Origin of the sequence: uncultured Brevundimonas sp., assembly GCF_963977465.1 — a bacterium.
Classification (GTDB): domain Bacteria; phylum Pseudomonadota; class Alphaproteobacteria; order Caulobacterales; family Caulobacteraceae; genus Brevundimonas.
In genome coordinates, this window is record NZ_CAXBOQ010000001.1 from 93,370 (window position 1) to 117,560 (window position 24,191).

The window sequence follows — 24,191 nt, forward strand, 5'->3', positions numbered from 1 at the left end:
CATTCCCGGAGTTCGCCGTGACCGACCACGCCACGCCCAACCTACCGTCGCGGGATTTCGAAGTTACGTCCCAGTTCTACACTCGACTGGGCTTCGACCAGGACTGGCGCGACAAAGGCTGGATGATCCTGAAAAGAGGCGGTTTGACGCTGGAGTTCTTCCCGCATCCGGACGTGGATCCGCTGACCAGCAACTTCGGCTGCTGCCTGCGGCTGGACGACCTGGACGGGTTTTACGCAGGGTGCGTCGTTTCAGGATTGCCGGAAACCTGCTGGGGCCACCCCCGCCTGCACGCGCCGAAGCTTGAGGAGTCGGGACTGCGGATCGGCGCGCTCATCGACCCGGACGGAAACTTGATCCGCCTGATTCAGAACTGAGGCGTCCGGCGGCTCCCCCACGGGAAACCGCCGGAAACCATCGATGCGACGATCAGTTGTGGTCGGCGTGGCCCTGAGGCGCGGGCGCATCCGACGGCACCGGGGCGGGCGGCGCCGGTTCGGCCGGGGCGGGCTCGGTCTTCATCTCGTCGCAGCACGTCATCGCGGCGTCCGCGGCCATGTCCTTGCAGCACTCGCAGCCCTCGGCGGCGAGGGCCGCGCCGGCGCTCAGGGTCACGATCGCGCCGGCGGCGGCCAGCAGGGTGGAAACCTTCATCGTCGTTCTCCTAGTGAATCATGAAGCTGACGGAGCCGGACATCTTGTGGCCGTCCGGGCCCTCGGCGGTCCAGGCGGCAGTGTAGGTTCCCGGAGCGAGGCGCGGAAGAGCAACCCCGACGGTCGCGGCGGCGGGCGCGGCGGGAACGGACACCTCGACCGGGGCCTGGCCTTCGGCGGTGAGCGTGACCGTCTTGAGGATCATCGCATTCGGAAAGGTGACGCTGAAGCGCTCGGGCGAGCCCTGGGTCATCGCGCCATTCGCGGGAACCGTCGTGATGCCCGACTGGGGCGCGGCGGCCTGCGCAGGCATGGTGTGGCCGGCGTGCGGATCCTGAGCGGAGGCGGCGCCGGCGAAAGCCAGGGCCGCCGTGAGGGTGAGAATGCGGATCATGGGGTGGTCTCCTTCGGTTAGAACCAGGCCTTGAGGCCGACGATGAACCGGGTGTCCTCGGCCTCGCCGCCGCGGGCCTCGATGTAGTCGGCGGTGTCTCCAAGCGCGCGTCTCGACTCGACGCCGACGTAGGGAGCGAACTCCTTGCGGAATTCGTAGCGCAGTCGCAAGCCGGCCTCGACCGAGGACAGGCCCGAGCTGATCTCCAGTTTTGGAATGTCGCTGGCCGAAGCGTCGATTTCGAGGCGCGGCTGGAGGATCAGGCGCTGGGTGATGCGCTGGTCGTATTCGGCCTCGACGCGGGCGGTCAGGTCGCCCTCGGTCGACAGGAAGGCGGCGGCGTCGATCTCCCACCAGTAGGGCGCCAGTCCCTGCAGGCCGAGAACCAGATAGGTCGTGTCCTCGCCCTCAGGACGGAAGTCCTGCCGCACGCCAGCCTGCACGTCCCAGAACGGGGAGACGGCGCGGCTGTAGAGGGCCTGAACCTCGGCTTCCTCCAGGTTGCCGCCGAAATCGCCTTCGCCCTCAGACTTCCACCAGAACCGGTAGATGTCGCCCCCGCTCCAGCCCTGGACGTCCCAGAGCCAGGACTCCTCATCATCGCCAAGGCCAACCTCGAGACGGTCGATGATGACCGCCGTGGTGCGAACGTCGCCGTTCTCGCGGACCAGGGTCTGGCGCGCGGCGGCCATCGCGTCGGCGCCAAAGACGAGATCGGCGGCGTGGGACGGAGCGCCCAGGGCGGCGGCCGGCAGCGGGTCTTCCGGAGGACGGCCGGGATTGTCTGCGCTGGTCGGCGTATCGGGCGGTCTTATGCTCATCGTCGACATGTCATGTGCGGCGTGGGCATCGGCCGGGGCAGAGGGCATGGCGGACAAGTCATGGCCCGCATGCGGATCGGGCTGGGCGGGCGCCGGGGCCGTCATATCGTGGCCCGTATGGGGATCGGGGGCGGCGGGCGGAGCCGGCATCTGGTGGCCCGCGTGGGGATCGGCCGCGGGCGCCGTCTGCGCTGGCGGCATGACGTGACCGGCGTGCGGATCCTGCTCGGCGGGCCGTGCGGGCGTCTGAGGCGCGGCTGCTGGAGCCGGGGCGGGGCGCGACGGCGCCGGGGGCGCCGGCATCGTATGGCCCGCGTGGGGATCCTGGGCCTGGGCGCTGAGCGCGCCGGCGGCGAGGATCAGGGGCGCGAGGGCGATGGCGAGGCGGTTCATCGGGCGGCTCCGTCCATGGGCCGCACCGTCACAACGTTGAACATCCCCGCGTGCATATGCATCAGCAGATGGCAATGGAAGGCCCAGTCCCCGGGCGCGTCTGCGGTCAGGTCGAAGGTCACCTTGCCGCCCGGCGCGACGTTGACCGTGTGCTTCAGCGGCTGATGCCCGGCGGGGCCGCCGGTCACCAGTTCGAAGAAATGGCCGTGCAGGTGGATGGGGTGCGCCATCATGGTGTCGTTGACCAGGGTCACGCGCACCCGCTCGTTACGCTCGAACCGGATCGGCTCGACCAACTCCGAGAACTTGCGCCCGTCGAAGCCCCACATGAACCGCTCCATATTGCCGGTCAGGTGGATTTCCATCGTTCGCGACGGCGGGCGTTGGTCCTTGTTGGGGGCCAGCGACACCAGGTCGGTGTAGACGAGGACGCGGTGGTCGACGTTTGTGAGCCCGATCGGACGCTCGCCGAGCCGGTTGGCGGGGTCCATGGCGATCGCGTCTACGCCCACGCCGACCGCCATGTCCGGCGGAGCGTTCTCAGGATCGCGCATGTTCATGCCGGCCATGGGCATGCCGGCCAGGTCGTCGGCCGGAGCCGCGGCCTGGGCGGACGCTCCGTGGTCCATCCCGGCCATGGCGCCGTGATCCATGCCGTCCATGCCCATGTCGCGCATGGTGAGGTTCGGAACCTCGCGCAGCGGCGGAACCTCCGCCGTCATCCCGAGACGCGGGGCCAAGGTCGCCCGCCCCATGCCCGAGCGGTCGATCGCCTCCGACACGATAGTGTAGGCGCGGTCCTCGGTCGGCGTGACGATCACGTCATAGGTCTCGGCGACCGAGATCTGGAACTCATCGGTCTCGACCGGGCGCACGTTCTCGCCGTCGGCCTGGACCACCGTCATGGGCAGGCCGGGGATGCGGATGTTGAAGATCGACATGGCGGAGGCGTTGATGATCCGAAGGCGCACCCGCTCGCCGGGCCGGAACAGGCCGGTCCAGTTCTCCTGCGGTCCGTGGCCATTGATCAGATAGGTGTAGGTCGAACCGTTGACGTCGAGGATGTCGCGCGGGTCCATCCGCATCTGGCCCCACATGCGCCGCTCCTCCAGGCTCATGCGGTCGCTGCCGTCCATGAGGCCCGCGAGGGTGGTGCGTTGCTGGTTGAAGTAGCCGGGGCTCTTCTTCAGCTTGGCCAGAATTTCGTGCGGATGCATGAAGCTCCAGTCCGAAAGGACCAGCACATGCTCGCGGTCGTAGGCGACCGGATCGGCGCCCGCGGGATCGATGACAATCGGGCCGTAGTGCCCCATCGCCTCCTGCAGGTTGGAGTGGCTGTGATACCAGAAGGTGCCCGACTGCCTGATCGGGAACTCATAGACGAAGGTCTCGCGCGCCTTGATGCCGGGGAAGCTGATGCCCGGCACGCCATCCATCTGGAACGGGACCAGCAGGCCATGCCAGTGGATCGAGGTGTCCTCGTCCAGAGTATTGGCGACCGAAAGTCGGACGTTCTGGCCTTCGCGCAGGCGCAGCAACGGCGCTGGCAGAACGCCGTTGATCGTCACGGCGTGGCCCGTGCGCCCCCCGACCGTGAAGGGCGAGTGACCCACCGTCAGATCGATATTCGGGCCCGTTAGCGTCGGCAGGTCGGCCCGCAGACCCTGCGACCCCGTCTGCGCCCAGGCGGGGAGCAGGCCTTGCAGCCCCAGCAAGCCGCCGCCGACGGCGCCGCCACGGAGAAGCGTTCGGCGATCGAGGCGGGGCGTGGACATCAGCGAGAAGTTCCCTGGCGGGTATTGAGCCGCTATTCAGATACGCACTCCCGACAGTGCCCCGTTGCTTCAGGGCGCCGCTCGGTCGGGATCGCGGCCTTCTGCGCCTTCCCATCATGGAAAGGTCAAGAGCCAATCGTCCGCTTTGAGGGAGACCCCTACATGAACATCGGCAAAGCATCACGGGCGACCGGAGTCTCGACCAAGATGATCCGCTATTACGAGTCCGTCGGCCTGATCCGGCCGGCGGACCAGACGGACAGCAACTATCGCGACTTCAGCGACCGCGACATCAACGAGCTGCGGTTCATTCGCCGGGCCCGCGATCTGGGGTTCTCCGTCGGCGAGATCGGTCAGTTGCTTGCGCTTTGGAGAGACCGTGGACGGCCAAGCCGGGAGGTGAAGGCAGTGGCCGAAAAGCACATTGCGGATCTCGACGCCAAGATCGCGGCGATGAAGTCAATGGCCAACACGCTTCGTGATCTCGCCCACTGTTGCGCCGGGGACGAGCGACCCGGCTGTCCGATCCTCTCGGACCTTTCGGGCGCGGGGATCTCGGGCCGCGATGGCGAAGACATGAAAACTCGTCCAAAAACACCTGCCGCAACTAACCGGTGAGGTGTTGCCGAAGCGGCCGTGCTCCGACCGCCGTCAAAACATGCGTGGACAGCCGATGTCGGAGAGTAGGGCGTGAGGTCAATGGCGTATGCCTATGGTACCGGATACGCCGGAGTTAGATGCTTTCACGAAAAGACGTTAAAAACGCAAGTGAGTCAAAGTTTCTCACGGGCGCATCGATTATCAATATCAGGTGTCTAAATAGGTAGAAAAAGATACCGACATCACGGAAAATTTATACTGTCAAAAAATTGTTTGTTTTCAAGACGCTTAGTTTTTTGAGGTTTTTTGGTCGGCATTGGTGTAGTCTTTGCGATGAAAAGCTTAAATGCATCAGATGGTTACGAAACAACAAGATAATCGAGTGGGAGTGAGGGGCAGTCATAAGGCGGCCCCTGACGAGATGATTGCGGAGTAGTGAGCGGAGCATAGCTGCTTGGTTCACATGCTGCGCCCCGTAACCTCACGGTAGTGACGAAGCTACGGGATAGGGAGGCGTCTGTGGGCCGGGCGAAAGGGGATCACGACGTCATCCGCCGGCCCAGCCAGCGGCGCACCCGGCCGACGTACACGGACCACGCCGCGCCGAAGAGGGCCTCCAGGTGTCGTTCCTCGCGCCGGATGGCGAGACGGTCGGTGGCGAAGGCGGCGACGGGGGCGGCCACGAAGAACCAGGCGTTGTCGAACAGGCCCCCGAGGCCGAGCAGAAGCAGCCCGTTAGCGAGATAGATCGGGTTGCGGCTCCAGGCGAACGGACCGGTCGTGACCAGAGCGGTCGCCGCCCGGTGCGGCAGGATGTTGGCGCGCCGCCGCCGCATCTCCACCATGGCCCACAGGTCCAGACCAAGGGCGAGCCCGACCAAGAGGCCGCCGGCGGCGAAGGCGCCGGGGAAGAGGGCGGGCGGGCCCCATAGACGCGCCATGAGGAGCGCGACAAGGACAGCGCCGCCCGTGATGAGCGGCGGCCAGGGCCAGCGGTTCGGTGCCTGCGGCCTCACCCGCCGGCCAGCTTGAGAACGCCGCGCAGCAGATAGGCGACGACGCCCAGGACGCCCACGCCCAGCACCCAGAGGGCGACGAACCAAAGGCCCTGCCGGAGTCCGTTTGTGGAGCTGCGACGCATCAGTGGTAACCGTCGTCGCCGACCTTGCCGCGGAACACCCAGTAGGCATAGGCGGTGTAGGCCAGGATGATCGGGATCAGGATCAGGGCGCCCACCAGCATGAACAGCTGGCTGGAGGCCGGCGCGGCGGCCTGCCAAAGGGTGATCTCGTCGGGCACGGCGTAGGGGAAGACGCTGACGCCCAGCCCCGCGAAGGTGACGGCGAACAGGCCCAGCGACAGCAGGAAGGGCCAGACCTCGCGCTTGCGGCGCATGGTCCAGAAGAAGGCGGCCGCGACGATCAGAACGAGCAACGGCACCTGCGCCGTCAGAAGCACGCCGGGCCAGTCGAACCAGCGCCGGGCGTATTCGCCGTCGAGGAAGGGCGTGGCCAGGCTGACGGCGCCGATCATCAGCAGGGTCGCCGGACCGAGTTTCCAGGCCTGGGCGCGGGCGTGGTCCTGGAGCGCGCCCTCCGTTTTCATGTTCAGCCAGGTGGCCCCCAGAAGGGCGTAGCCGACGACGACGGCGGCGCCGGTTAGCAGGCTGAAGGGGCTGAGCCAGTCCCACCAGCCGCCGCCATAGGCGCGGCCCGACACCTCGACCCCCTGCAGGATGGCCCCCAGGGTCACGCCCTGGGAAAAGGCGGCCAGCAGCGAGCCGCCGAAGAAGGCGACGTCCCAGACGGGCTTGGCCCGCACCGTTCGCCAGCGATATTCGAAGGCGACGCCGCGGAAGACCAGGCCCAGCAGCATGGCGATGATCGGCGTATAGACCGCCGGCATCAACACGGCGTAGGCGAGGGGAAAGGCGGCGAACAGGCCGCCGCCGCCCAGGATCAGCCAGGTCTCGTTGCCGTCCCACACCGGGGCGATCGAGTTCATCGCCTTGTCGCGCTGATCGCCGGCCTTCAGCGTCGGGAACAGGATGCCGACGCCCAGGTCGAACCCGTCCATGACGATATAGGCGAAGACGGCGAAGGCCAGCAGCCCGGCCCAGACCAGGGTCAGATCAATGTTCATCATCGGTCTCCTCGCCGGTCGGGATGGGGCGGTCGGGGTCGATGGCGGGGGCGGGGGTGATGCCCGCCGTGCGGATCGGGGTTTCCGCCACGCCCGGCTCGTCGCGGTGGGGCGCATGGCTCATCAGACGCAGGATGTAGAAGACCCCGGCGCCGAAGACGGTGAAATAGACCACAGCGAAGGCGGCCAAGGAGGTTGCGACGGCAGGCGCGGCCAAGGGCGCGGCGCTGTCGGCGGTGCGCAACAGGCCGTAGACGGTCCAGGGCTGACGGCCGACCTCGGTGGTGATCCAGCCGGCCAGCACGGCGACGAAGCCCATCGGCCCCATGACCAGGGCGAAGCGGTGCAGCCAGGGCGCATCGTAGAGGCGTTTGCGCAGGCGAGCATATAGCCCCCAGAGCCCCAGAAGCAGCATGGCCATGCCCAGCCCGACCATGACGCGGAAGGACCAGAAGACGATCTCCACCGGCGGCCAGTCGGCGCGGGCGATGGTGTCGAGACCGGCCAGGGGCGCGTTCGGATCGTGCTTCAGGATCAGCGACGACAGCTTGGGGATCTCGACCGCACCGTGGACGGTGGCGGCCTCGCGGTCGGGCAGGCCGAACAGGATCAGCGGCGCGCCGTCCGGGTGGCTTTCGAAATGGCCTTCCATCGCCATGACCTTGGCGGGCTGATGCTCCAGGGTGTTCAGCCCGTGCATGTCGCCGATGAAAATCTGGACCGGGGCGGCGACCAGGATCATGCCCATGGCCATGGCGAACATCTTGCGCGCGCCCTTGTTGGTCCGCTCCTTCATCAGGTGCCAGGCCCCGACTGCGCCGACCACGAGGCCGGTGGTCAGATAGGCCGCCAGCAGCATGTGGGCGAGGCGATAGGGGAAGGAGGGATTGAAGACGATCTTGAACCAGTCGGCCGGTACGAACTGGCCGACCTCGTTGATGGCGTAGCCTTGCGGCGTCTGCATCCAGCTGTTCACCGACAGGATCCAGAAGGCCGAGGCGAAGGTGCCGATCGCGACCATCAGGGTGGCCACGAAGTGCAGCTTCTTGCCGACGCGGTTCAGGCCGAACAGCATGACGCCCAGGAAACCCGCCTCCAGGAAGAAGGCGCTGAGCACCTCATAGGCCATCAAGGGGCCGATGACCGGTCCGGCCTTGTCGGAGAAGACCGACCAGTTGGTGCCGAACTGGTAGGACATGACCAGACCTGAGACGACGCCCATGCCGAAGGCCACGGCGAAGATCTTCAGCCAGTATTTGAACAGGTTCAGATAGAGGTCTCGCCCCGTCTTCAGCCACATGGCCTCCAGCACGGCCAGATAGCTAGCCAGGCCGATGGAGAAGGCCGGAAAGACGATGTGGAAGGCGACGGTGAAGGCGAACTGCATCCGCGCCAGGATCAGGGCGTCAAGTTCCATGGTGTGGTCTCACCCGATCAGGCCGAGCGCGCCGGCGCTGCGATAAAGCATATAGAAGGCGACGACGAAGATCAGCCCGGCGAACACTGTGTTCAATAGGCCTTTTTGTCCCGACAGGGCTTTCGCGAGCCGTGCGCCGACCAGACCGCCCAACACCCCGCCGCCGATGAAGACGGCCGCCAGGGGCCAGTCAACCCAGCCGTCCAGGGCGTAGTTGAACGCGGTGGTGAGGCCGAAGGCGGTGACGCCGACCAACGACGAGCCGACCGCATAGTAGATGGGCATGCGGGTCGAGACCATCAGGCCAGGGACGATCAGGAAGCCGCCGCCGATGCCGAAGAAGCCGGACATGATCCCTGTCAGGGCGCCGGCTCCGACGAGCTTGGGTGCATTGCGGCGATCAAGCTGGACGTTCGGGTCGCCGCCGGCGGAACGGCCCCGCAACATCAGTACGCCCACGATCAGCATCAGGACGGCGAACAGGGCCAGCAGCTTCTGACCGTCCACGGCCTTGCCCAGGCTCGAACCCAGAAAGGCTCCGAGCACCCCGGCGACCGCGAACAGACTGGCGATTTTCCATTTCACCGTGCCGTGGCGGGCATGATTGATCACATTGGCGAAGGCGTTGGCGGCCACGGCGAAGGCGCTGGTGCCGATCGCCAGATGCGGCTCCTTGACCCCGACCAGATAGACGATCAGCGGCACGGCCAGGATGGACCCGCCGCCGCCGACCAGGCCCAGGGTGAAGCCGACGAGCGAGCCGGCGCCGGCGCCGAGGCCGTACTGCAGCGGAGACAGGTCCATGATCAGGCTCAGGCGACAGCAGGGCGAAGCTGGGGGGCGGGTTCGATGTGGTGGGGGCCGGCCAGCCATTCGCGACCGCGCAACATCCCAAGCCAGTAGATTTCGGGCAGGGCCTGGGCCTTCAGATGCCAGGCCAGACGGGTCGGCTTCGTCCCGTCGAGCATCCATTTCGGGAAGCTGGGCAGGAGCTTGCCGCCATAGCCGAACTCGGCCAGCACGATCTTGCCGCGCTCGACCGTGAGCGGACATGAGCCATAGCCGTCATAGATCGCCCGAATCGGCTGGCCGTCCAGCAGCGACAGGATGTTCTCGGCCACCACGGGCGCCTGTTTGCGGGCGGCCGCAGCGGTCTTGGCGTTGGGCGCCGAGCAGGCGTCGCCCAGACCGAAGACGTTTTCGAACCGCTTGTGACGCAAGGTGGCGTCATCCACCTCGATCCAGCCGCTTTCGGCGGCCAGCGGACTTTCGCGAATGAAGTCCGGCGCGGTCTGCGGCGGGCAGACGTGCAGGAAGTCGAACTCGCGTCGAACCTGACTGACCTCGCCGTCCGCGTTCGTCACGGCGAAGGTCGCCGTCCTGGCAGGACCATCTACCGCGACCAGTTTCGATCCGAAGTTCAGGTCGATGCGGTATTTGCGGACATATTCCATCAGGGCCGGGACGTAGTCCTTGACCCCGAAGAGCACGGGCCCGGCGTTGTGGAATTCGATCTCGATGTCGTTTCGGCCGTGGTCGCGCCAGTGATCGGCCGACAGATACATGGCCTTCTGCGGGGCGCCGGCGCATTTGATCGGCATGGGCGGCTGGGTGAAGATCGCCCGGCCGCTCTGCATCGCCTGCACCAGCTTCCAGGTGTAGGGCGCGGTCTCATAGCCGTAGTTGGAGGTGACGTTGTTGCGCCCGAGCGTTTCCGCCAGGCCCGGAATGGCGCCCCAGTCCAGCTTCAGTCCCGGCGCCGCGACCAGCATGCGATAGCCGATCCAGCGGCCGTCGGTCAGTTCGACGCGATCGTGGATGGGGTCGAAAGCCGCGACCGAACCCCGCACCCACTGGGCGCCTTGGGGGATCAGATCCTCGGTGCGGCGCCGGGTCCGCTCGGGCGTGAAGACGCCGGCGCCCACCATGGTCCAGCCGGGCTGATAATAGTGATGTTCGGACGGCTCGATGATGCGGACGTCGAGGCCCGTGCGGCGGCGCAGGAGGCTGGCGGCCGTGGCGATGCCGGCGGATCCGCCGCCGACGATCAGGACATCGCAGGACTCCAGGGGCGCGTATTGGGCGCTCATGACGCGGCTCCTTCAAGACGGGGACGCAGGGCGCCGAGGTCGTAGCCTGCGGTCTTGGCGCGGGCGATCAGATGATCTGGGCTCTCCGAGGCGGCGTTCGTGAGCGCCCACAGGATGGTCGTGCGCGTGCCGGTGCGGCAGAAACCGAACACGGGCTGGGGCAGGTCAGCCAGAGCCTCGCGGAAATCCGCCACGTCCTGGTCGGAGATGGCGCCGCCGACCACGGGAACGTGGGCGAAGGCGAGGCCGGCGGCCTCGGCGGCCTGGCGCAGAGCCTCGGCGGTGGGCTGGCCGGGCTCCTCGCCGTCGGGTCGGTTGGAGATCACCGACCGGAAACCCTGGGCCGCGATGGCGGGCAGGTCTTCCGGGGCGATCTGGGGCGAGGCGGATAGGGCCTCGTCCAGGGGGCGGATATCCATGGCATTGTCTCCCTAGGGTCTTTTCTGGTTCAGGCGTTTCGGTCGAGCGTCAGGCGGAACAGCGCCATGCCGGCCACGAGGGCGCCGACGAAGACGAAGGCCTGCCAGGCGCCGGTCGTCAGGGCCGCCAGCGCCGGGCCGGGGCACAGGCCGACCAGCCCCCAGCCCAGGCCGAACAGGACGGCCCCGCCGACCAGGGGGGTGTCGATGGTCCGGCTCTCGGGGACGTGAAAGGTCTCGGCCGCGACCGGAGCATCCATGCGCCGGCGGATCAGATAGGCGATGGCGGAGGGGATCAGCGCTCCGCCCATGACGAAGGCCAGCGAGGGGTCCCAGGCGCCCGTTACATCCAGGAAGGCCAGGACGCGGGCCGGGTTGATCATGTCGGACACCACCATGCCGGCGCCGAACAGCAGGCCGCACAGGACGGCGACGATCAGCCGGTTCATGCCAGGCCTCCCAACAGGTGGCGGGTGACGAAGACGGTCAGGGCCGCAACCGCCATGAAGACGCCGGTGGCGACGATGGAGCGGGGCGACAGGCGGGCCAGGCCGCAGACGCCGTGGCCGCTGGTGCAGCCCGAGCCCCAGCGGGTGCCGAAGCCGACGATCAGGCCGCCGAGCACCAGCAGCCAGATGTCCGAGGTGATCTGCACCTCGGGCCTGCGGATCAGCGCCGAGGCCAAGGCCGCGCCGCCCAGCAGGCCGGCGATGAAAAGCAGGGCCAGGGTACGCGGCGCGCCTTTCGACAGGCCGGTCGCCGCAGCGGTCAGGCCGGAGATTCCGGCCACGCGCCCGTTCAGCAACAGGTAGAGACCGGCGGACAGGCCGACCAGCAGGCCGCCGGCCAGGGGCCAGACGAAGGGGAGGGGCTCAAGCATTAGGGTCTCGCCTCACAGCGCGTTCAGCGGGACCTTGAGGTAGCGCACCCCGTTGTCCTCGGGCTCGGGCGGGCGGCCGCCGTTCATGTTCACCTGGACCGACGGCAGGATCAGCTTGGGCATCGGCAGGGTCGCGTCGCGCTGGGTGCGCATGGCGACGAACTCGTCCTCGCTGACGCCGTCGCGAATATGGATGTTGCCAGTGCGCTGGGCGCCGATGGTGGTCTCCCAGGCGAACTCGGTCCGGCCCGGCGGCGCCTTGTAGTCGTGGCACAGGAAGACCCGCGCCTCGTCCGGCAGGGAGGTCAGGCGATGGATCGAGCGGTACAGGGTCCCGGCGTCGCCGCCGGGGAAGTCGCAGCGCGCCGTGCCGTAGTCGGGCATGAACATGGTGTCGCCGGGAAAGACAGCGTCGCCGATGACATAGGCCAGACAGGCAGGGGTATGGCCGGGCACATGCAGCACCGTGGCCTTCAGCCCGCCGATCTCGAACCCGTCGCCGTCGTTGAACAGATGGTCGAACTGGCTGCCGTCGCGGCGGAAGTCGGTCCCTTCGTTGAAGATCTTGCCGAACACCGCCTGGACGGTGAGGATCTCATGGCCGATGGCTAGCTGCCCTCCGAGCTTTTCCTGGAGATAGGGGGCCGCCGACAGGTGATCGGCGTGGGCGTGGGTCTCCAACAGCCACTGGACCGTGAGACCTTCGGATTTCACGTAATCAATGAGGGCGTCGGCCGAGTCGTGCGCGGTGCGGCCGGACGCTGGATCGTAGTCCAGCACACTGTCGATGATGGCGCAGACGTCGGAGCCGGGATCGCGCACGACATGGCTGACGGTGAAGGTGGCCTCGTCGAAGAATGACCTGACGACAGGGCGTTGGCGAGGATTGCCCAGCGCGGCGCGCACGATGTCGGCGGCGTGGTCGCGGGCGGGATCGGGGATGGGCGAGGACATGGCGTGTCTCCGTTTCGGTGACTCAACACATATACCCATTCATGGTTCGTGCAAGTATGTATTTTAATGTAGCGGAAACGGTGGGAAGCGCTTAGCTTGCGGCTATGGAAACGATCGACACCGGGCCAGCCGCCTATCCCCCCGCAATGCGCGCCCTGCGCATCAACGACACGGCGCCGGACTTCAGCGCGCGCACGACGCAGGGCGAAAAGCGCCTGAGCGACTATCGCGGCCGCTGGCTGGTGCTGTTCTCGCATCCGGCGGACTTCACGCCGGTCTGCACCAGCGAGTTCGTGGCCCTGGCCCGGCAGTCGGACGCCTTCGCGGCGATCGATTGCGATTTGATGGCCCTGTCGGTCGACAGTCTGTATTCGCACCTGGCCTGGCTGAAGGACATTTATCGCCGCTTCGGCGTGAAGGTGCCGTTCCCGATCATCGAGGATCCCTCCATGGCCATCGGCCACGCCTTCGGCATGGTGGACGCCGGCTCGAGCGACAGCGCGACGGTGCGCGCCACCTTCGTGATCGATCCCGAAGGCGTGGTGCGCGCCATCAGCTGGTACCCGATGAACATCGGCCGCTCGGTTGATGAACTGCTACGTCTCGTCACCGCCCTGCAGACCTCGGACCGCGAGGCGGCCTCCACGCCGGCGGGCTGGATGCCCGGCGACGCTCTGCTGGAGCCGGCCGCCACCACCCTGGACGCCGCCATCGCCGACGGTGAAGGCGATGCGCCCTGGTACTATCGCGAGCGCCGCGCATGACCGACGATCAAGCGGCCGCCATGGAGCGGTTGAAGGAAAAGGCGCCGGAGGCCGCAGAGCTGTTGCGCCAGCTGGCCAACGCCAACCGGCTGCTGATCCTGTGCCATATCGCCGAGGAGGAACGTTCGGTGGGGCAGCTCGAGGCGGACCTGGGCATCAAACAGCCGGCTCTGTCCCAGCAGCTGGCTGAGCTGCGCCAGTACGGTCTGGTCAAGACGCGTCGTCAGTCGCGCTCGATCTTCTATTCGATCGCCGACGAGCGGGCCCAGGCGGTGATGGGCATGCTGTACGAAATCTTCTGCGGCGATGCGAAGGCGGTCGGCGCCCGCGTCGCCGCCCCGGCGCCCCGCCCATCGACGCCGGCGCGCGGCGACACGGCTCAGTTCGCGCGCATCACCGCCGTCGCACGTCGCTGACGGCCAACCCGCACAGGAGACTCTCGTGAAGGGCTTCATCGACAATATCGAACGTCTGACGGAAGAGAACACAGACTTTCGCCGTGTTCTCTACACCGGCCACAATCTGCAGCTCGTCCTCATGGCCATTCCGGCCGGTCAGGAGATCGGCGAAGAGGTCCACGACGACCGCGACCAGTTCTTCCGCATCGAGGCGGGCGAGGGCGAAATCTGGATCGATGGCGTTCGTCACGCCGTGAAGGCGGACGACGGGGTCATCGTCCCTCAGGGCGCCCGGCACAATGTGGTCAGCACGGGGTCCGAGCCGCTTCGGCTCTACACCCTCTATGGCCCGCCGGAGCATCTCGACGGGACGGTTCACGCGACGGTGGAAGAGGCCTCCGCCGACCACGAGCACTTCGACGGCCGCACGACCGAATAGCCGTCAGGGGCCGACGTCGTCCGCATCGGCGCGCCGGTCGTCGGGCCGCGGCAGGTGCAGGGCGATGCCCAACGCCTCCGCCAGACGGGTGTCGCGACGATAGATGTCATCGCGAAAGGCGACGCGGCCCTGGCCGTCCAGGAACGCGGTCCAGTACAGTAGGCGCACGTCGATCGGCCGACCGGTCGCCACACGGACGGTCTGGCCGCTGTCCAGCGCGGCGTCGAAGCGGGCGAGCCTCTCGGGGTCGGGCGCCAGGAGAAGGCGGGCGAAGCCGACGGCGTCCTGCACCCGCACGCAGCCGTGACTGAGATGGCGGAAGCTCTGGTCGAACGCGCCCCGAGACGGGGTGTCGTGCAGGAAGATGGCGTAGCTGTCCTGAAGCTCGAACTTGACCTGGCCCAGGGCGGCATTCGGACCCGCGCGCTGAACCACCATGCCGTTCTGGATCGTCATGTTGTTCGCCCGCATATAGCCGGCGCCACGCGGCAGGATCTCGCGCTGGGCGATGGAGGTCGGCACCGTCCAGGGCGGATTAGCGACGACCGAGGCGAAGGGCCGTTCGAGGCTGGGCGTCGCATTGTCGGCGTCACCCGTCACGACCCGCATCGAATGCACGGGCCGACCGTCCTTCCAGTAGACCATGATGGAGGCGGCGGTGTTCACCTCGATCCGTTCCGGGGCCACGTCCCGCTTCAGCCAACGGCGGCGTTCCAGATTGAGCGCGATCTGGCGGGCACGGGCCTCGGCCGAAATCGACAGCGCCCGCTGGGTCGCCGGGCCGATGCGGGCGTCTGCCTCCAGACCGTGGCGCACCTGAAACGCCCGAACGGCTTCTTGCAGCACCGACCCGTAGTCACCGCCAGACGGGCCGATCATCGCGGCGGCGGCGTCGCTCAGATCGCCTTCCACCCGAAGGCGCGGCAGGAGGGCGGGAAGACGGGGGTCGGACGCAAACGGTTCGATCGTCGCGCCCAGGGCGAAGGGCGGCCAGCCGCCGCGGTCGGCGATGGCGCGATAGCGGAGGAAGCCGTCGCACAAGCCCTGATAGCCGCGGTCCTGGGGCGCGAGGCCCGCCATCGTCTCGGCCAACGTTCCGTCGTCGACCGCCGTCGCCAGCAGCGGCGGCGTATCGACCTGGTTGCGACCCATCTCCCAAAGCGTCTCCACCGATGCCGGGTCGACCCGGCCATGGGCGAGCGCCTCGGCCAGGGTCAGGACGGCCTGGGTCAGTTCGGCTTCACTTAGGGCCAGACCGTCGGGCGCGGATAGACCGTGGCGGTCCGCCAGGGCCAAGGCGTCCATGGCTTGCCGGCGCGCTGGCCCCGCCCAGGCAGGGCGTCCGCCGCGGGCGGCGTAGAAGGCTGCGGTCAGGGCGGTGATGTTCAACGCGGCGGGCGCCGATACGGCTCGCGCGGTCGTCGAGAGCCAGAGCGGCGCTGCGGCCGCCGCGAGCAGGTGTCGGCGGTTCAAGGTAAAGGAGCGACGGTTGGCCATGCCGCCGACACCGCGGGGTTCACCTTAAGGCAGGCTTAAGGTTGGCCGGTCCGCCAGCCCCAACGCGCGAAGATGGCGGCCCCCTCGTCGGACTTCAAAAATTCGAGGAACGGCTGGGCGTCGGCGTCCTGGCGGCCGGTCTCGGTCACAACGGCGCCGGCGTCGCGGTAGATGCGATAGGGCTCTTCGACCTCGACCACATCAGCGAGGTCCGGATTGGCGACCTGCCAGATGCCCCAGATGATCCAGGCGTCCAGCGTCGGGTCGTCGATCCAGGCTTGTCGGGCCTCGGCGCTGTTGCGGGCGTAGACGACGATGTTGCGACGCAGCGCGCGCACCTTGGCGATGTCGCCGGTGCGACCGGCCATGTCCTCCCACAGGCCGTTCTGGCCCGCGCCGTTGACGACCAGGACTCGGCGACCCGGCTGGAAGAGATCTTCCAGGCCGCCGACGCCGTTCGGATTTCCCGGGCGAACGAGAATGGAGGCGGTGCGCAGATAGAGCGGCTCGACCGCCTCGGCGCGGATGCGGCCCTCCAGAGCGCTGACGAAGTCGGTCATCATCGTCTCGGAGCCGGAGAAGATCAGGTCGCCGTCCGCCTTGGCCTGGTCCAGCCATTGGGGCGTGGGTCCGGCGACCACGGCCACGGCGCGACCGGTGCGCGCCTCATAGGCCTTCGCCGCTTCGCGCATGGCGGGGGCGGGGCCGCCCGGGCCGTAGACATGAAGAGGATCGGCGGGCGTCTGGGCGTGGGCGGCCAGGGCCGTTGCGCTCAATAGGGCGGCCAACGCCAGTGTGGACAGACGCATCAAGAGTTCTCCTGGGGCGGGGCGAAGTGATTGGCGGGGATCTTGAAATAGATGCGGCCGTCCTCGGCGGGTGGCGGCAGCACTCCGCCGCGGATGTTCACCTGAAGCGCGTAGAGCATCAGGTTCGGCAGGGGAAGGGTGGCATCCCGGCCGTCGCGAAGCCGCACGAAATCCGCCTCTCCGCGTCCGCCGCCGACATGGATGTTGTCCGCCTTCTGCTCTCTCACGGTGCTGAAGCAGGCGGGCTCGCGGCCATCGGGACCGTAGTCGTGGCCGACGAAGACGCCGGTCTCCTCGGGCAGGGCCAGGATGTCCTGGATGCTTCGGTAGAGGGCCTTGGAGTCGCCGCCCGGAAAGTCGGCGCGCGAGGTGCCGGCATAGGGCATCATCAGGGTGTCGTGGACGAAGGCGTTGCCGCCGATCACATAGGTAATGGACGCCAGGGTGTGGCCTGGGGAGAAGATGACCCGCCCCGTCAGGTCGCCGACAGCAAACGTATCACCGGCCTGGAAGAGACGGTCCCACTGGCGACCGTCGGTCGGGAATTCGTCGTCCAGGCCGTAAATGTCCTTCCACAACCTCTGGACGCCGATGACCTTCTCGCCGATGGCGGTTGGAGCCTCCAGCTTCTCGTTGAGATAGGGCGCGGCCGAAAAGTGATCGGCGTGTGGATGGGTGTCCAGCAGCCATTCGACCGTCAGGCCTTCCGCCTTGACGTAGTCCAGGATGGCGTCGGCGTTGCGGGTCGAGGTCGCCGCCGCCTTCTCGTCGAAATCCCAGACCGGATCGATGATCGCGCATTTGCGGCTGACCGGGTCGGAGACGACATATTGCCAACTGCCGGTCTTCTTGTCGTGGAGCGCCGCGATGCGCGCTCCGCCGTGGTCGATGATCTGCATGATGGCTCCGTTTGGTTTGCGAAGAAAAGGGCCGGACCGCTTGCGCGGTCCGGCCAGCGTCCGATCAGGCGGCTTTCGGGGCGTCGGGGAGGTCGCGCGTCGAGAAATACCAGTCGGTGTAGACGTAACCCTCGGAAGCGCGAGCCTCGGCCGCCTCGGCGGTCTTGGGCGGAGGGACGATAGCCGGTTGGCCAGGGCGCCAGTTCTCAGGCGTCGCGACCCCGTTGGCGTCGGACGCCTGGAGCGCGGTGAGCAGCCGAACGAACTCTTCGATGCTGCGGCCATTGCTCATGGGATAGTAGACCATGGCGCGCAGCTTGCCTTCCGGATCGATCAGGAAGGTGGCGCGAACAGCCGAGGTGTCGGCCGCCCCGGGGTGGATCATCCCGTAGGCCTGGGCCACCTCCATCTTCAGATCCTCGATGATGGGGAAAGGGATTTGGACGCCGAACTTCTCCTTGATGTTCCGGGTCCAGGCCAGGTGCGAGAAGATGCTGTCGATGGAGAGCCCCAGGAGCTCGCAGTTCATGGCGGCGAACTCATCCGCGTGCTTGGCGAAGCCGATGAACTCGGTCGTGCAGACCGGGGTGAAGTCCGACGGATGGGAGAAGAGGATCAGCCATCTGCCGCGGTAATCGGCCAGGCTGCGATCCCCGTGCGTGGTGCGGGCGTGAAAGTCGGGGGCGGGTTCGTTGAGGCGGGGCAGTCCGGTCATGTCGATGTCTCCTTCAGACGCCCCATTGAACACTTACATACACACTTACACAAAATAATAGTTCTTATGGCCAGGGAAGGTTCCGTCTATGCCGAGCCGTCAGTTCACAACCAGGGCATATCCAGCCTGCTGGTGGTGGATGACCGTCATCAGGGCGGCGAGATCGACGCTCACGCCCGGTTCGAGGTCGGCTTGCGCGATGCCGTTCCCCGCCATGGCCTGGCCGCACAGCCGAACCTGGACGCCGGCGGCGATGAGGCTGCGGATCAGGGCGCTGTTGGGATTGGCGTCGCCCTTGCCTCGCGCGGCCCAGGCGGCGTCTGACAGGACCGCAGGGGTGGCTGCGCCGTGTAACACGACGACGATCTGACGCTGGTCGGCGTCCACGCCGCCCGCCGCCAGCATATTCGCCAGCCGCGCAACGCGATCCAGCCCCTTCAGCGGCCTGTCGTCCGGACCGCCCTGGGAGACGTCGAAGATGACCCGATAGACGCGCGACGGATCCGCCTGTTCGCCGGCCTCGGGCAGGGGCTTGAAGCCGCCGAAGCCAGAGACAGCCTGGGCGAAGCTTGGGGAGGCCGCCAGGGAGGCGGCCAGGGACAGGGCGAGGAGGAGGGTTTTCATGGCGGGTTCCGGTGTGCGGGCGCTGGGGGTCAGGGACGGCGGGCGACGAGATCGATCAGGGCGGACCGGCCGCTATGGCCGGCGCCTTCGGAGACGTCGCTGTCGTGGCTATTCAGATGCAGGATGTCGAAGTCGGCGAAGGCGTCGCGGAGCAGCGCCTCGGTGTAGAGGTTCTCGACCTGCCCCGGGCCGCCCGTTCCATAGGCGATCTGTTCCGGCCGATAGCCCTGCAGCAGGATCAGGCCGCCAGGCTTCACGGCCGCCTTCATACGCTCGAAAATTCGGTCGCGCAGGGGAGGCGGGGCGAACTGAATGAAGACGGCGACCACGACGTCGAAGGCGTCCTGCGGCCAGGCCCAGGTCTCGAGGTCCGCCACCTGAGCGTCCAGTGTGACCCCGCGTCGCTCGGCCAGGGCGAGGGCCTTCTCGATCGCGCGTGGGGCGATATCCGTGGTGGTGACGGCCAGACCCTGTTCGGCGAGCCACACGCCGTTTCGCCCCTCGCCATCGGCGACCGCCAGAGCGGTCATGCCGGGCTGGAGCCGCGCGATCTGAGCGGCCAGAAAGGCGTTGGGCGTCTCGCCGAACAGATAGTCCTGGCGGTCATAGCGGCTGTTCCAGAAGTCGCGGGCGGCGACGGAGTCCATAAGGTGTTCCTTCATATGATGAGGACGCTCGCAGGCAGATCGGTCTCGCCGGGCGTATGGTCGGCGAACCAGGATTCAAGCGCGCCCACAGTGTCGATGTCGAGCGTCCGGCGGTCTCGCCCGTAACGTTCGGGCACCCCCTGGGCGGTGACGAAGGCCACCGGATAGTCCGCCTCCGGCTCGACAGGGCGGTCCCCGACCAGCAGGCGATCAAGGCGCTGCCCCTTGGGATTCTCCAGCTTCACAAAGGCCGTGAGGCCCCGGCAGCGTTTGATGTAGCCGCCCATCTGCGCGTAGGGGTCGGCGGCGAAGGTGCGCTCAAGATTCTCTTCCAGCATCGCCTTCAACTCGGCTCCGGTCAGCGTCGTGCGCGAGATGGGCGGGTTCATCGGCGCCATATTGTAGAGGTCGCCCAGAGTGACCGGGCCCGGTGCGACGGGCGCGCCGTATCGCCAGCCGTTCGAGAAGGCGATGTCCACGCCCGCCGCCTGCGCCGCAGCCGCCAGCAGGACGTCGTCCATCGGCGCGCTGGCCATGGCGTAGCGGTGAAGGGGGATGGCCGTGCGGGCGATGACGCGCGCCAGACGTTCCCGCTCGGGAGCCAGGGCCGTCTCCACCAAGCCGGCGACTTGATCGTCTTGGGGGCCAGCGTCCACGGCTATGAGCCGATGGCGGCGCAGGGACACGCGGCCGTCTGCGATCTCCAGGTCCAGCCGGCCGATATAGGCGCCGTGGCAGCCGGACTGAATGATCAGGGTGTCGCCGACGCGGGCCGGCTCGTGCAGGCGGTTATGGGTGTGGCCGCTCAGGATCACGTCGACGCCCGGCGTCTCGGCGGCCAGCTTGAGATCCTGCGGAAAGCCCAGGTGGGACAGCAGGACGACCAGATCGACCTTCTCCTCGCGGAGCTGGTGCAGTTGCTCCCGGGCTTCGGCCACACCCATTTCAAACCGCACGCCTTCAGAGAAGGCGGGGGGCATGGTTTTGTCGACGATAGGGCAGGCCAGGCCGATCACGCCGATCCTCAGACCGCCGCGCTCGAACACCCATCGCCCGTCGAACACCGGCGCGCCGTCATCTTTGCGAAAGACATTGGCGGCCAGGACGGGATACTCCAGTCGCGCCGCCAAAGCCTTGAACCCCGCCGGGCCATAGGCGAACTCCCAGTGCGCCGTCATGGCGTCGATCTTCAGGGCGTTCATGATCGGAACCAGCGCCTCGCCCCGGCTCGCGACGGCGACCCGCGTGCCATGGAAGGTGTCGCCGTTATCCAGGGTCAGGCACGGACCTTCGGCGCGCGCCTCTTCGAAGAGACGGGCGATGCGGGCGACCCCGCCCAGCCGTTCGACCCGCCAGCCGCCTTCGGTGCGCACCAGTTCGGGATGCGGCTCGAGATAGCCGTGCAGGTCGTTCAGCTGGAGCAGGGTCAGGGTGGTCATGGTCAGTCTCAGCGCAGCGGTTGTCCGGAGCGGATACGACCGATCACGGCTTCGAGTTGCGCCTGGGGCATGCCGCCGGGGATCAGATTGCCGTTGATGATAAAGGCGGGCGTGCCCTGCAGGGCCAGGGCCGCCGCTTCTCGGCCGTTTCGGTCGAGCACCGCGTCGATGTCTGCGCGGTGATCGGCCAGGTCCTGATTCAGGCGCGCCATGTCCACGCCGGCCGACTGGACCAGACGCGTGATGTCCGCCTGGTCGCCGATGCGCCACGGCGACAGCATGAAGGCGTTATGGACGGCCTCGTATTTGCCCTGATAACCGGCGGCGAGGGCGGTCCGGGCGGCGGTCTCCGAGACGTCGCCGAAGATCGGCCAGTCCTTGTACAGGACGCGCACCTTGGGGTCCGCCTTCAGCAGGCCGTCGATCTCCGGCTGCATCTTCTTGCAGTAGGGGCAGTTGTAATCGACGAAGCCGATGATGGTTACATCGGCGTTTTCGGCGCCGATGAAGGGCGCTGCTGGGTCGCGCAGCAGATCGTTGAATCCGACCTGAGCGATGGCCGGCATGTCCTGTCCAGAGGCTGCGGAAGGATTGGCGGGCGCCCCGCCGTTGTCGGCGTCGGCGGGGCCGCAGGCGGCGAGCGCCAGAACGGCGGCGAGGGCAGGGGCGAAGGTGCGGTTCATGGAAGCTCCGTGAGGCGAAGGGTCAGTGCAGACGCGCGATTTCGGTCGCGATCTGTTCGGGGGCGATTTCCCCCATGTGGGCCTTGGCCAGACGGCCGTCGGCGTGGAGGAACAGGGTCACCGGAATGCCGGCCGTGCCGTAGTGGCGCGGCACCGCCATGGCCTCGTCGAACAGCACATGGTCGAGGGCCAGCCCCTGGCTCTGAAGAAAGGCCCGAACGCCGGCTTCGCCCTCGCCCTGGTTGACGAAGAGGAAGCGCACATTCGGATGGGCTTTCTCGGCCTGGGCCAAAGCCGGCATCTCTCGTCGGCACGGCGGGCACCATGTGGCCCAGAGATTGATCACCGTGGGCCGGTCGCCCGGAGCGGAGAGGTCAATTGGCGGGGCGTCCATCGCGGCCAGGGTCAGGGCGGGCGGCGCCATGGGCTGCGTCGCCGAGGCCAACTGATGGGCGGTGGTCCAAACCAGGGCGCTGGCCAGCACAGGCGCAATGGCCCAGGCACGTTCGCGCGTCGTGCGCAGCAGCAGGATCGTGGCCAGGATCACGACCGGCGCGATCCAGATCCAGCTGAACCCGCCCTGCCAGATCGCGAGCGCTCGCCACGGGTCGGCCCCGAAATACTCCCAGTGCGTCGCCACGTGACCGAGGCGGGCGGCGGCCAGACCGCCGAAGACCAGAACCGTGCTCCACAGATTGAAGCGCGGGCTGACCCGGCTGGCCAGCAGTCCGGCGCCGATCATGAAGACGAACACGCCCGCGATGATGGCGAACCGCTCGCCGGACAGTACGACCGGGCCCAGGGTGATGGCGTTCATGCGGCGGCTCCGGCGCTCTGCAAGGCGGATGCGACATCTTGGGCCGACATCTCTCCGATCAGTCGGCTGCCCGGCGCTTCGGTCGCCGAGGGCGAAAGGAAGATCATAGTCGGCGGCCCGACCGCCCCGTGCCGCTCAAGAAGCGCGCGCGCCTCGGGCGTGCTGCGCGTGACGTCGACCTTGATGAGGTCGGTGTTCGAAAGGCCGGCGATGACGGCGGGGTCCTCGAACACCGTCCGCTCGATCACCTTGCAGCTGACGCACCAGTCAGCGGTGAAATAGACCAGGGCGGGACGTTCGCGCGCGCCGGCATCGGCGACGGCGCGGTCCAGCGCCGTCTGATCCAGCACGACCGCTGCGGTTTCGACCGGCGCGGCGGCTGCTAGTCCAGCGGGACGCGCCAGGGGCTCAAGCGGACGCCAAGGGTCGTCCGCCCCGAGGCTGAGGCCGACCAGCAGCAACAGGCCCCAGGTCGCGGCCGCCAGGCCGGCGACACGGGCGACGCCGTTTCTCAGGTTCGGGCTGAGCGGCTGGAACAGGCCGAGAGCCGCCGCCAGACCGAGCGCCAGCGCCGCGCCGAGAGCGAGCGTCGCCGTCGGCGGCAGGATGCGGCTGGCCAGCCACCAGGCCATGCCCAGGAAGATGAAGCCGAACAGCATCTTCACCCGGTCCATCCACGGCCCGGCCTTGGGCAGGAAGCGCGCGCCGACCGTGCCGAACACGATCAAGGGCGCCCCCTTGCCCAGGCCCAGGAAGAACAGGGCCGCCGCGCCCAGCCCAACGTCGCCGGTCTGGGCGATGTAGAGCAGGGCGCCCGCCAGGGGCGCGGTGACGCACGGGCCCACGATAAGGGCGGAGACGAAGCCCAGACCTGCGGCTGAGGGCAGGGACCGCCGGCCGTCGCCGCCGTCGCGGGACAGGCGGCTGGTCCAGGCCGAGGGCAGTTGCAACTCGAAGCCGCCGAACATGGAGGCGGCGAGAACGACGAAGACGACAGCCAGAGCGCCGACGGCCCAAACCGACTGGAGCGCCATCTGCAGGTTCTGTCCGGACCAGGCGGCCGCGACGCCCAGGAGGGCGAAGGCGATGGAAAGGCCCAGCACATAGGCGACCGAGAGCATCAGGCCTCGGCGCGTACCGCGCCCGTCCACGCCGCGTCCGATGACGCCGGCCAGGATCGGATACATGGGAAAGACGCAGGGCGTGAAGGCCAGCAGCACGCCGAAACCGAAGAAGGCGAGCAGGACCCAGGTCGCCCCGCCCTGCAGCGCCAGGCGATCGACGAAGCCCGGGTTGGCGTCCAGCGTGACCGCCGGCGATGACGCGACCGGCGAAGGCGCCGCCGCTCCCTCGTCGTTCTCGGGCGCGGGTGCAGCGCCCGGCGCCTGGATCGCCAGCATGGCCGCGGCCTGTGCGGTCTGCGCATCGGCCTCCCGCGCGGCCACGTCGGACTGCGGCCGGGTCGGCACGTCGATGGTGCGCGTCATCGGCGGGTAGCAGATCGAGTCTTCGAGGCAGCCCTGATAGGTGATGTTGACCGACGTCGGCTCGCCGGCCTGCGTCAACGTCTGCGCCGACAGGGTCGCGCGACCCGCGTCGTGCCAGACGTCGACGACGCCGAAGCCCGGGTCGTCCTTGGTTTCGCCGGCGGCCAGTTCCAGCGGCAGAGACTCCTTCCCGCCCGGCGTGCTGGCGACGGTGTGGTCACGATAGAGATAATGGCCAGGCGCAATGTCCCAGGCGAAGGCCAGATCGCCGTCAGCCTCACGCGTCACCGTCAGGGCGAAGGCCTTGTCAGGCGAAAGCGGAGCCTGACCCAAGGCCGAACCCGGCAGGGCGAAGGACAGGACGGCGAGAGCGGTGGGCAGTAGTCGGCGGAAAAACCTCATGGCCATCTCGTCGGCAAGCGAGCTTAAGTCAG

Annotated in this window: 29 protein-coding genes; 5 read left to right on the top strand and 24 right to left on the bottom strand. The window is 67.7% G+C overall.

What is annotated here, in order from left to right; genetic code table 11:
• Positions 1-17: 17 nt before the first annotated feature.
• Positions 18-377 (top strand): bleomycin resistance protein, encoded by a 360-nt coding sequence (locus AAC067_RS00455; RefSeq protein WP_339928447.1) that lies wholly within the window; start codon positions 18-20, stop codon positions 375-377.
• Positions 378-429: 52 nt separating this feature from the next.
• On the opposite strand, the gene AAC067_RS00460 is transcribed toward AAC067_RS00455, so the two are convergent.
• Genes AAC067_RS00460 through AAC067_RS00475 form a run of 4 tightly spaced genes read right to left on the bottom strand, consistent with a single transcriptional unit; the run spans position 430 to position 4,037 of the window.
• A complete protein-coding gene (locus tag AAC067_RS00460; RefSeq protein WP_278069301.1) occupies positions 430-654 on the bottom strand; it encodes an ammonium transporter family protein in 225 nt (74 codons plus the stop codon).
• A gap of 10 nt (positions 655-664) precedes the next feature.
• On the bottom strand, positions 665-1,048 hold the full coding sequence (locus tag AAC067_RS00465) for a copper resistance CopC family protein (RefSeq protein ID WP_339928452.1): 384 nt from the start codon (positions 1,046-1,048) through the stop codon (positions 665-667).
• A gap of 17 nt (positions 1,049-1,065) precedes the next feature.
• Positions 1,066-2,262, bottom strand: a complete 1,197-nt coding sequence (locus tag AAC067_RS00470; protein ID WP_339928453.1) for a copper resistance protein B — start codon at positions 2,260-2,262, stop codon at positions 1,066-1,068.
• Positions 2,259-4,037, bottom strand: a complete 1,779-nt coding sequence (locus AAC067_RS00475; protein WP_312596195.1) for a copper resistance system multicopper oxidase — start codon at positions 4,035-4,037, stop codon at positions 2,259-2,261. The genes AAC067_RS00470 and AAC067_RS00475 overlap by 4 nt, the downstream gene beginning before the upstream one ends.
• A gap of 162 nt (positions 4,038-4,199) precedes the next feature.
• On the opposite strand from AAC067_RS00475, the gene cueR reads away from it, so the two are divergent.
• Positions 4,200-4,655, top strand: coding sequence for a Cu(I)-responsive transcriptional regulator (gene cueR, locus AAC067_RS00480; RefSeq protein ID WP_312596193.1), 456 nt, complete (start codon positions 4,200-4,202; stop codon positions 4,653-4,655).
• 521 nt (positions 4,656-5,176) lie between these two features.
• On the opposite strand, the gene AAC067_RS00485 is transcribed toward cueR, so the two are convergent.
• The 10 genes from AAC067_RS00485 to AAC067_RS00530 all read right to left on the bottom strand — a co-directional run bounded on the left by AAC067_RS00485 (position 5,177) and on the right by AAC067_RS00530 (position 12,539).
• Positions 5,177-5,578 carry an isoprenylcysteine carboxylmethyltransferase family protein gene (locus AAC067_RS00485; RefSeq protein ID WP_269220989.1) on the bottom strand — a complete coding sequence of 134 codons (402 nt, stop codon included), beginning with the start codon at positions 5,576-5,578 and terminating at the stop codon, positions 5,177-5,179.
• A 71-nt stretch (positions 5,579-5,649) separates the two neighbouring features.
• Positions 5,650-5,778 (bottom strand): hypothetical protein, encoded by a 129-nt coding sequence (locus AAC067_RS00490; RefSeq protein WP_266100426.1) that lies wholly within the window; start codon positions 5,776-5,778, stop codon positions 5,650-5,652.
• Entirely contained in the window at positions 5,778-6,779 is a 1,002-nt protein-coding gene (gene cydB / locus AAC067_RS00495; protein WP_228184652.1) for a cytochrome d ubiquinol oxidase subunit II, read from the bottom strand. The genes AAC067_RS00490 and cydB overlap by 1 nt, the downstream gene beginning before the upstream one ends.
• Positions 6,769-8,196: a cytochrome ubiquinol oxidase subunit I gene (locus tag AAC067_RS00500; protein WP_339928466.1), complete on the bottom strand. Its 1,428-nt coding sequence runs from the start codon at positions 8,194-8,196 to the stop codon at positions 6,769-6,771. Before AAC067_RS00500 ends, cydB begins: the two co-directional genes overlap by 11 nt.
• 9 nt (positions 8,197-8,205) lie before the next feature.
• Positions 8,206-9,000, bottom strand: a complete 795-nt coding sequence (locus AAC067_RS00505; RefSeq protein ID WP_313040944.1) for a sulfite exporter TauE/SafE family protein — start codon at positions 8,998-9,000, stop codon at positions 8,206-8,208.
• 8 nt (positions 9,001-9,008) lie between these two features.
• Complete coding sequence (locus tag AAC067_RS00510) at positions 9,009-10,286, bottom strand: FAD/NAD(P)-binding oxidoreductase (RefSeq protein WP_228184655.1); 1,278 nt, start codon at positions 10,284-10,286, stop codon at positions 9,009-9,011.
• On the bottom strand, positions 10,283-10,705 hold the full coding sequence (locus AAC067_RS00515; RefSeq protein ID WP_228184656.1) for a TIGR01244 family sulfur transferase: 423 nt from the start codon (positions 10,703-10,705) through the stop codon (positions 10,283-10,285). Before AAC067_RS00515 ends, AAC067_RS00510 begins: the two co-directional genes overlap by 4 nt.
• 29 nt (positions 10,706-10,734) lie before the next feature.
• Complete coding sequence (locus AAC067_RS00520; protein ID WP_228184657.1) at positions 10,735-11,154, bottom strand: DUF6691 family protein; 420 nt, start codon at positions 11,152-11,154, stop codon at positions 10,735-10,737.
• The gene (locus tag AAC067_RS00525; RefSeq protein ID WP_228184658.1) at positions 11,151-11,585 is read right to left on the bottom strand and encodes a YeeE/YedE thiosulfate transporter family protein; all 435 of its coding nucleotides are present in this window, start codon (positions 11,583-11,585) and stop codon (positions 11,151-11,153) included. Before AAC067_RS00525 ends, AAC067_RS00520 begins: the two co-directional genes overlap by 4 nt.
• Positions 11,586-11,597: 12 nt before the next feature.
• A complete protein-coding gene (locus tag AAC067_RS00530) occupies positions 11,598-12,539 on the bottom strand; it encodes an MBL fold metallo-hydrolase (protein ID WP_228184659.1) in 942 nt (313 codons plus the stop codon).
• Positions 12,540-12,643: 104 nt separating this feature from the next.
• Here AAC067_RS00530 and AAC067_RS00535 point away from each other — a divergent pair, with 104 nt between their 5' ends.
• From AAC067_RS00535 to AAC067_RS00545, 3 genes are read left to right on the top strand one after another with little or no spacing between them, the layout of a single operon-like run.
• Complete coding sequence (locus AAC067_RS00535) at positions 12,644-13,303, top strand: peroxiredoxin (protein ID WP_292036998.1); 660 nt, start codon at positions 12,644-12,646, stop codon at positions 13,301-13,303.
• Positions 13,300-13,719, top strand: a complete 420-nt coding sequence (locus AAC067_RS00540; protein WP_008259045.1) for a metalloregulator ArsR/SmtB family transcription factor — start codon at positions 13,300-13,302, stop codon at positions 13,717-13,719. Before AAC067_RS00535 ends, AAC067_RS00540 begins: the two co-directional genes overlap by 4 nt.
• A gap of 25 nt (positions 13,720-13,744) precedes the next feature.
• Positions 13,745-14,140, top strand: a complete 396-nt coding sequence (locus AAC067_RS00545) for a cupin domain-containing protein (protein WP_008263599.1) — start codon at positions 13,745-13,747, stop codon at positions 14,138-14,140.
• A gap of 3 nt (positions 14,141-14,143) precedes the next feature.
• Here the strand turns inward: AAC067_RS00545 and AAC067_RS00550 are convergent, their stop codons facing one another.
• From AAC067_RS00550 to dsbD, 10 genes are all read right to left on the bottom strand, one after another.
• Entirely contained in the window at positions 14,144-15,637 is a 1,494-nt protein-coding gene (locus tag AAC067_RS00550; protein ID WP_339928487.1) for a L,D-transpeptidase family protein, read from the bottom strand.
• A gap of 35 nt (positions 15,638-15,672) precedes the next feature.
• On the bottom strand, positions 15,673-16,446 hold the full coding sequence (locus AAC067_RS00555) for a substrate-binding domain-containing protein (protein WP_314187973.1): 774 nt from the start codon (positions 16,444-16,446) through the stop codon (positions 15,673-15,675).
• Entirely contained in the window at positions 16,446-17,345 is a 900-nt protein-coding gene (locus AAC067_RS00560; protein ID WP_008261237.1) for an MBL fold metallo-hydrolase, read from the bottom strand. Before AAC067_RS00560 ends, AAC067_RS00555 begins: the two co-directional genes overlap by 1 nt.
• A gap of 64 nt (positions 17,346-17,409) precedes the next feature.
• The gene (locus AAC067_RS00565) at positions 17,410-18,060 is read right to left on the bottom strand and encodes a peroxiredoxin (protein WP_040349365.1); all 651 of its coding nucleotides are present in this window, start codon (positions 18,058-18,060) and stop codon (positions 17,410-17,412) included.
• Between the two features lie 99 nt (positions 18,061-18,159).
• Entirely contained in the window at positions 18,160-18,684 is a 525-nt protein-coding gene (locus tag AAC067_RS00570; RefSeq protein WP_008262231.1) for a DsrE family protein, read from the bottom strand.
• Between the two features lie 29 nt (positions 18,685-18,713).
• A complete protein-coding gene (locus AAC067_RS00575; RefSeq protein ID WP_040349367.1) occupies positions 18,714-19,331 on the bottom strand; it encodes a class I SAM-dependent methyltransferase in 618 nt (205 codons plus the stop codon).
• An 11-nt stretch (positions 19,332-19,342) separates the two neighbouring features.
• Positions 19,343-20,770 (bottom strand): bifunctional metallophosphatase/5'-nucleotidase, encoded by a 1,428-nt coding sequence (locus tag AAC067_RS00580; RefSeq protein ID WP_228184663.1) that lies wholly within the window; start codon positions 20,768-20,770, stop codon positions 19,343-19,345.
• Between the two features lie 8 nt (positions 20,771-20,778).
• Positions 20,779-21,453, bottom strand: a complete 675-nt coding sequence (locus tag AAC067_RS00585) for a DsbA family protein (RefSeq protein WP_339928504.1) — start codon at positions 21,451-21,453, stop codon at positions 20,779-20,781.
• Positions 21,454-21,475: 22 nt separating this feature from the next.
• Entirely contained in the window at positions 21,476-22,270 is a 795-nt protein-coding gene (locus tag AAC067_RS00590) for a TlpA disulfide reductase family protein (RefSeq protein ID WP_228184665.1), read from the bottom strand.
• The gene (gene dsbD, locus AAC067_RS00595; RefSeq protein WP_339928506.1) at positions 22,267-24,159 is read right to left on the bottom strand and encodes a protein-disulfide reductase DsbD; all 1,893 of its coding nucleotides are present in this window, start codon (positions 24,157-24,159) and stop codon (positions 22,267-22,269) included. Before dsbD ends, AAC067_RS00590 begins: the two co-directional genes overlap by 4 nt.
• Positions 24,160-24,191: the final 32 nt, after the last annotated feature.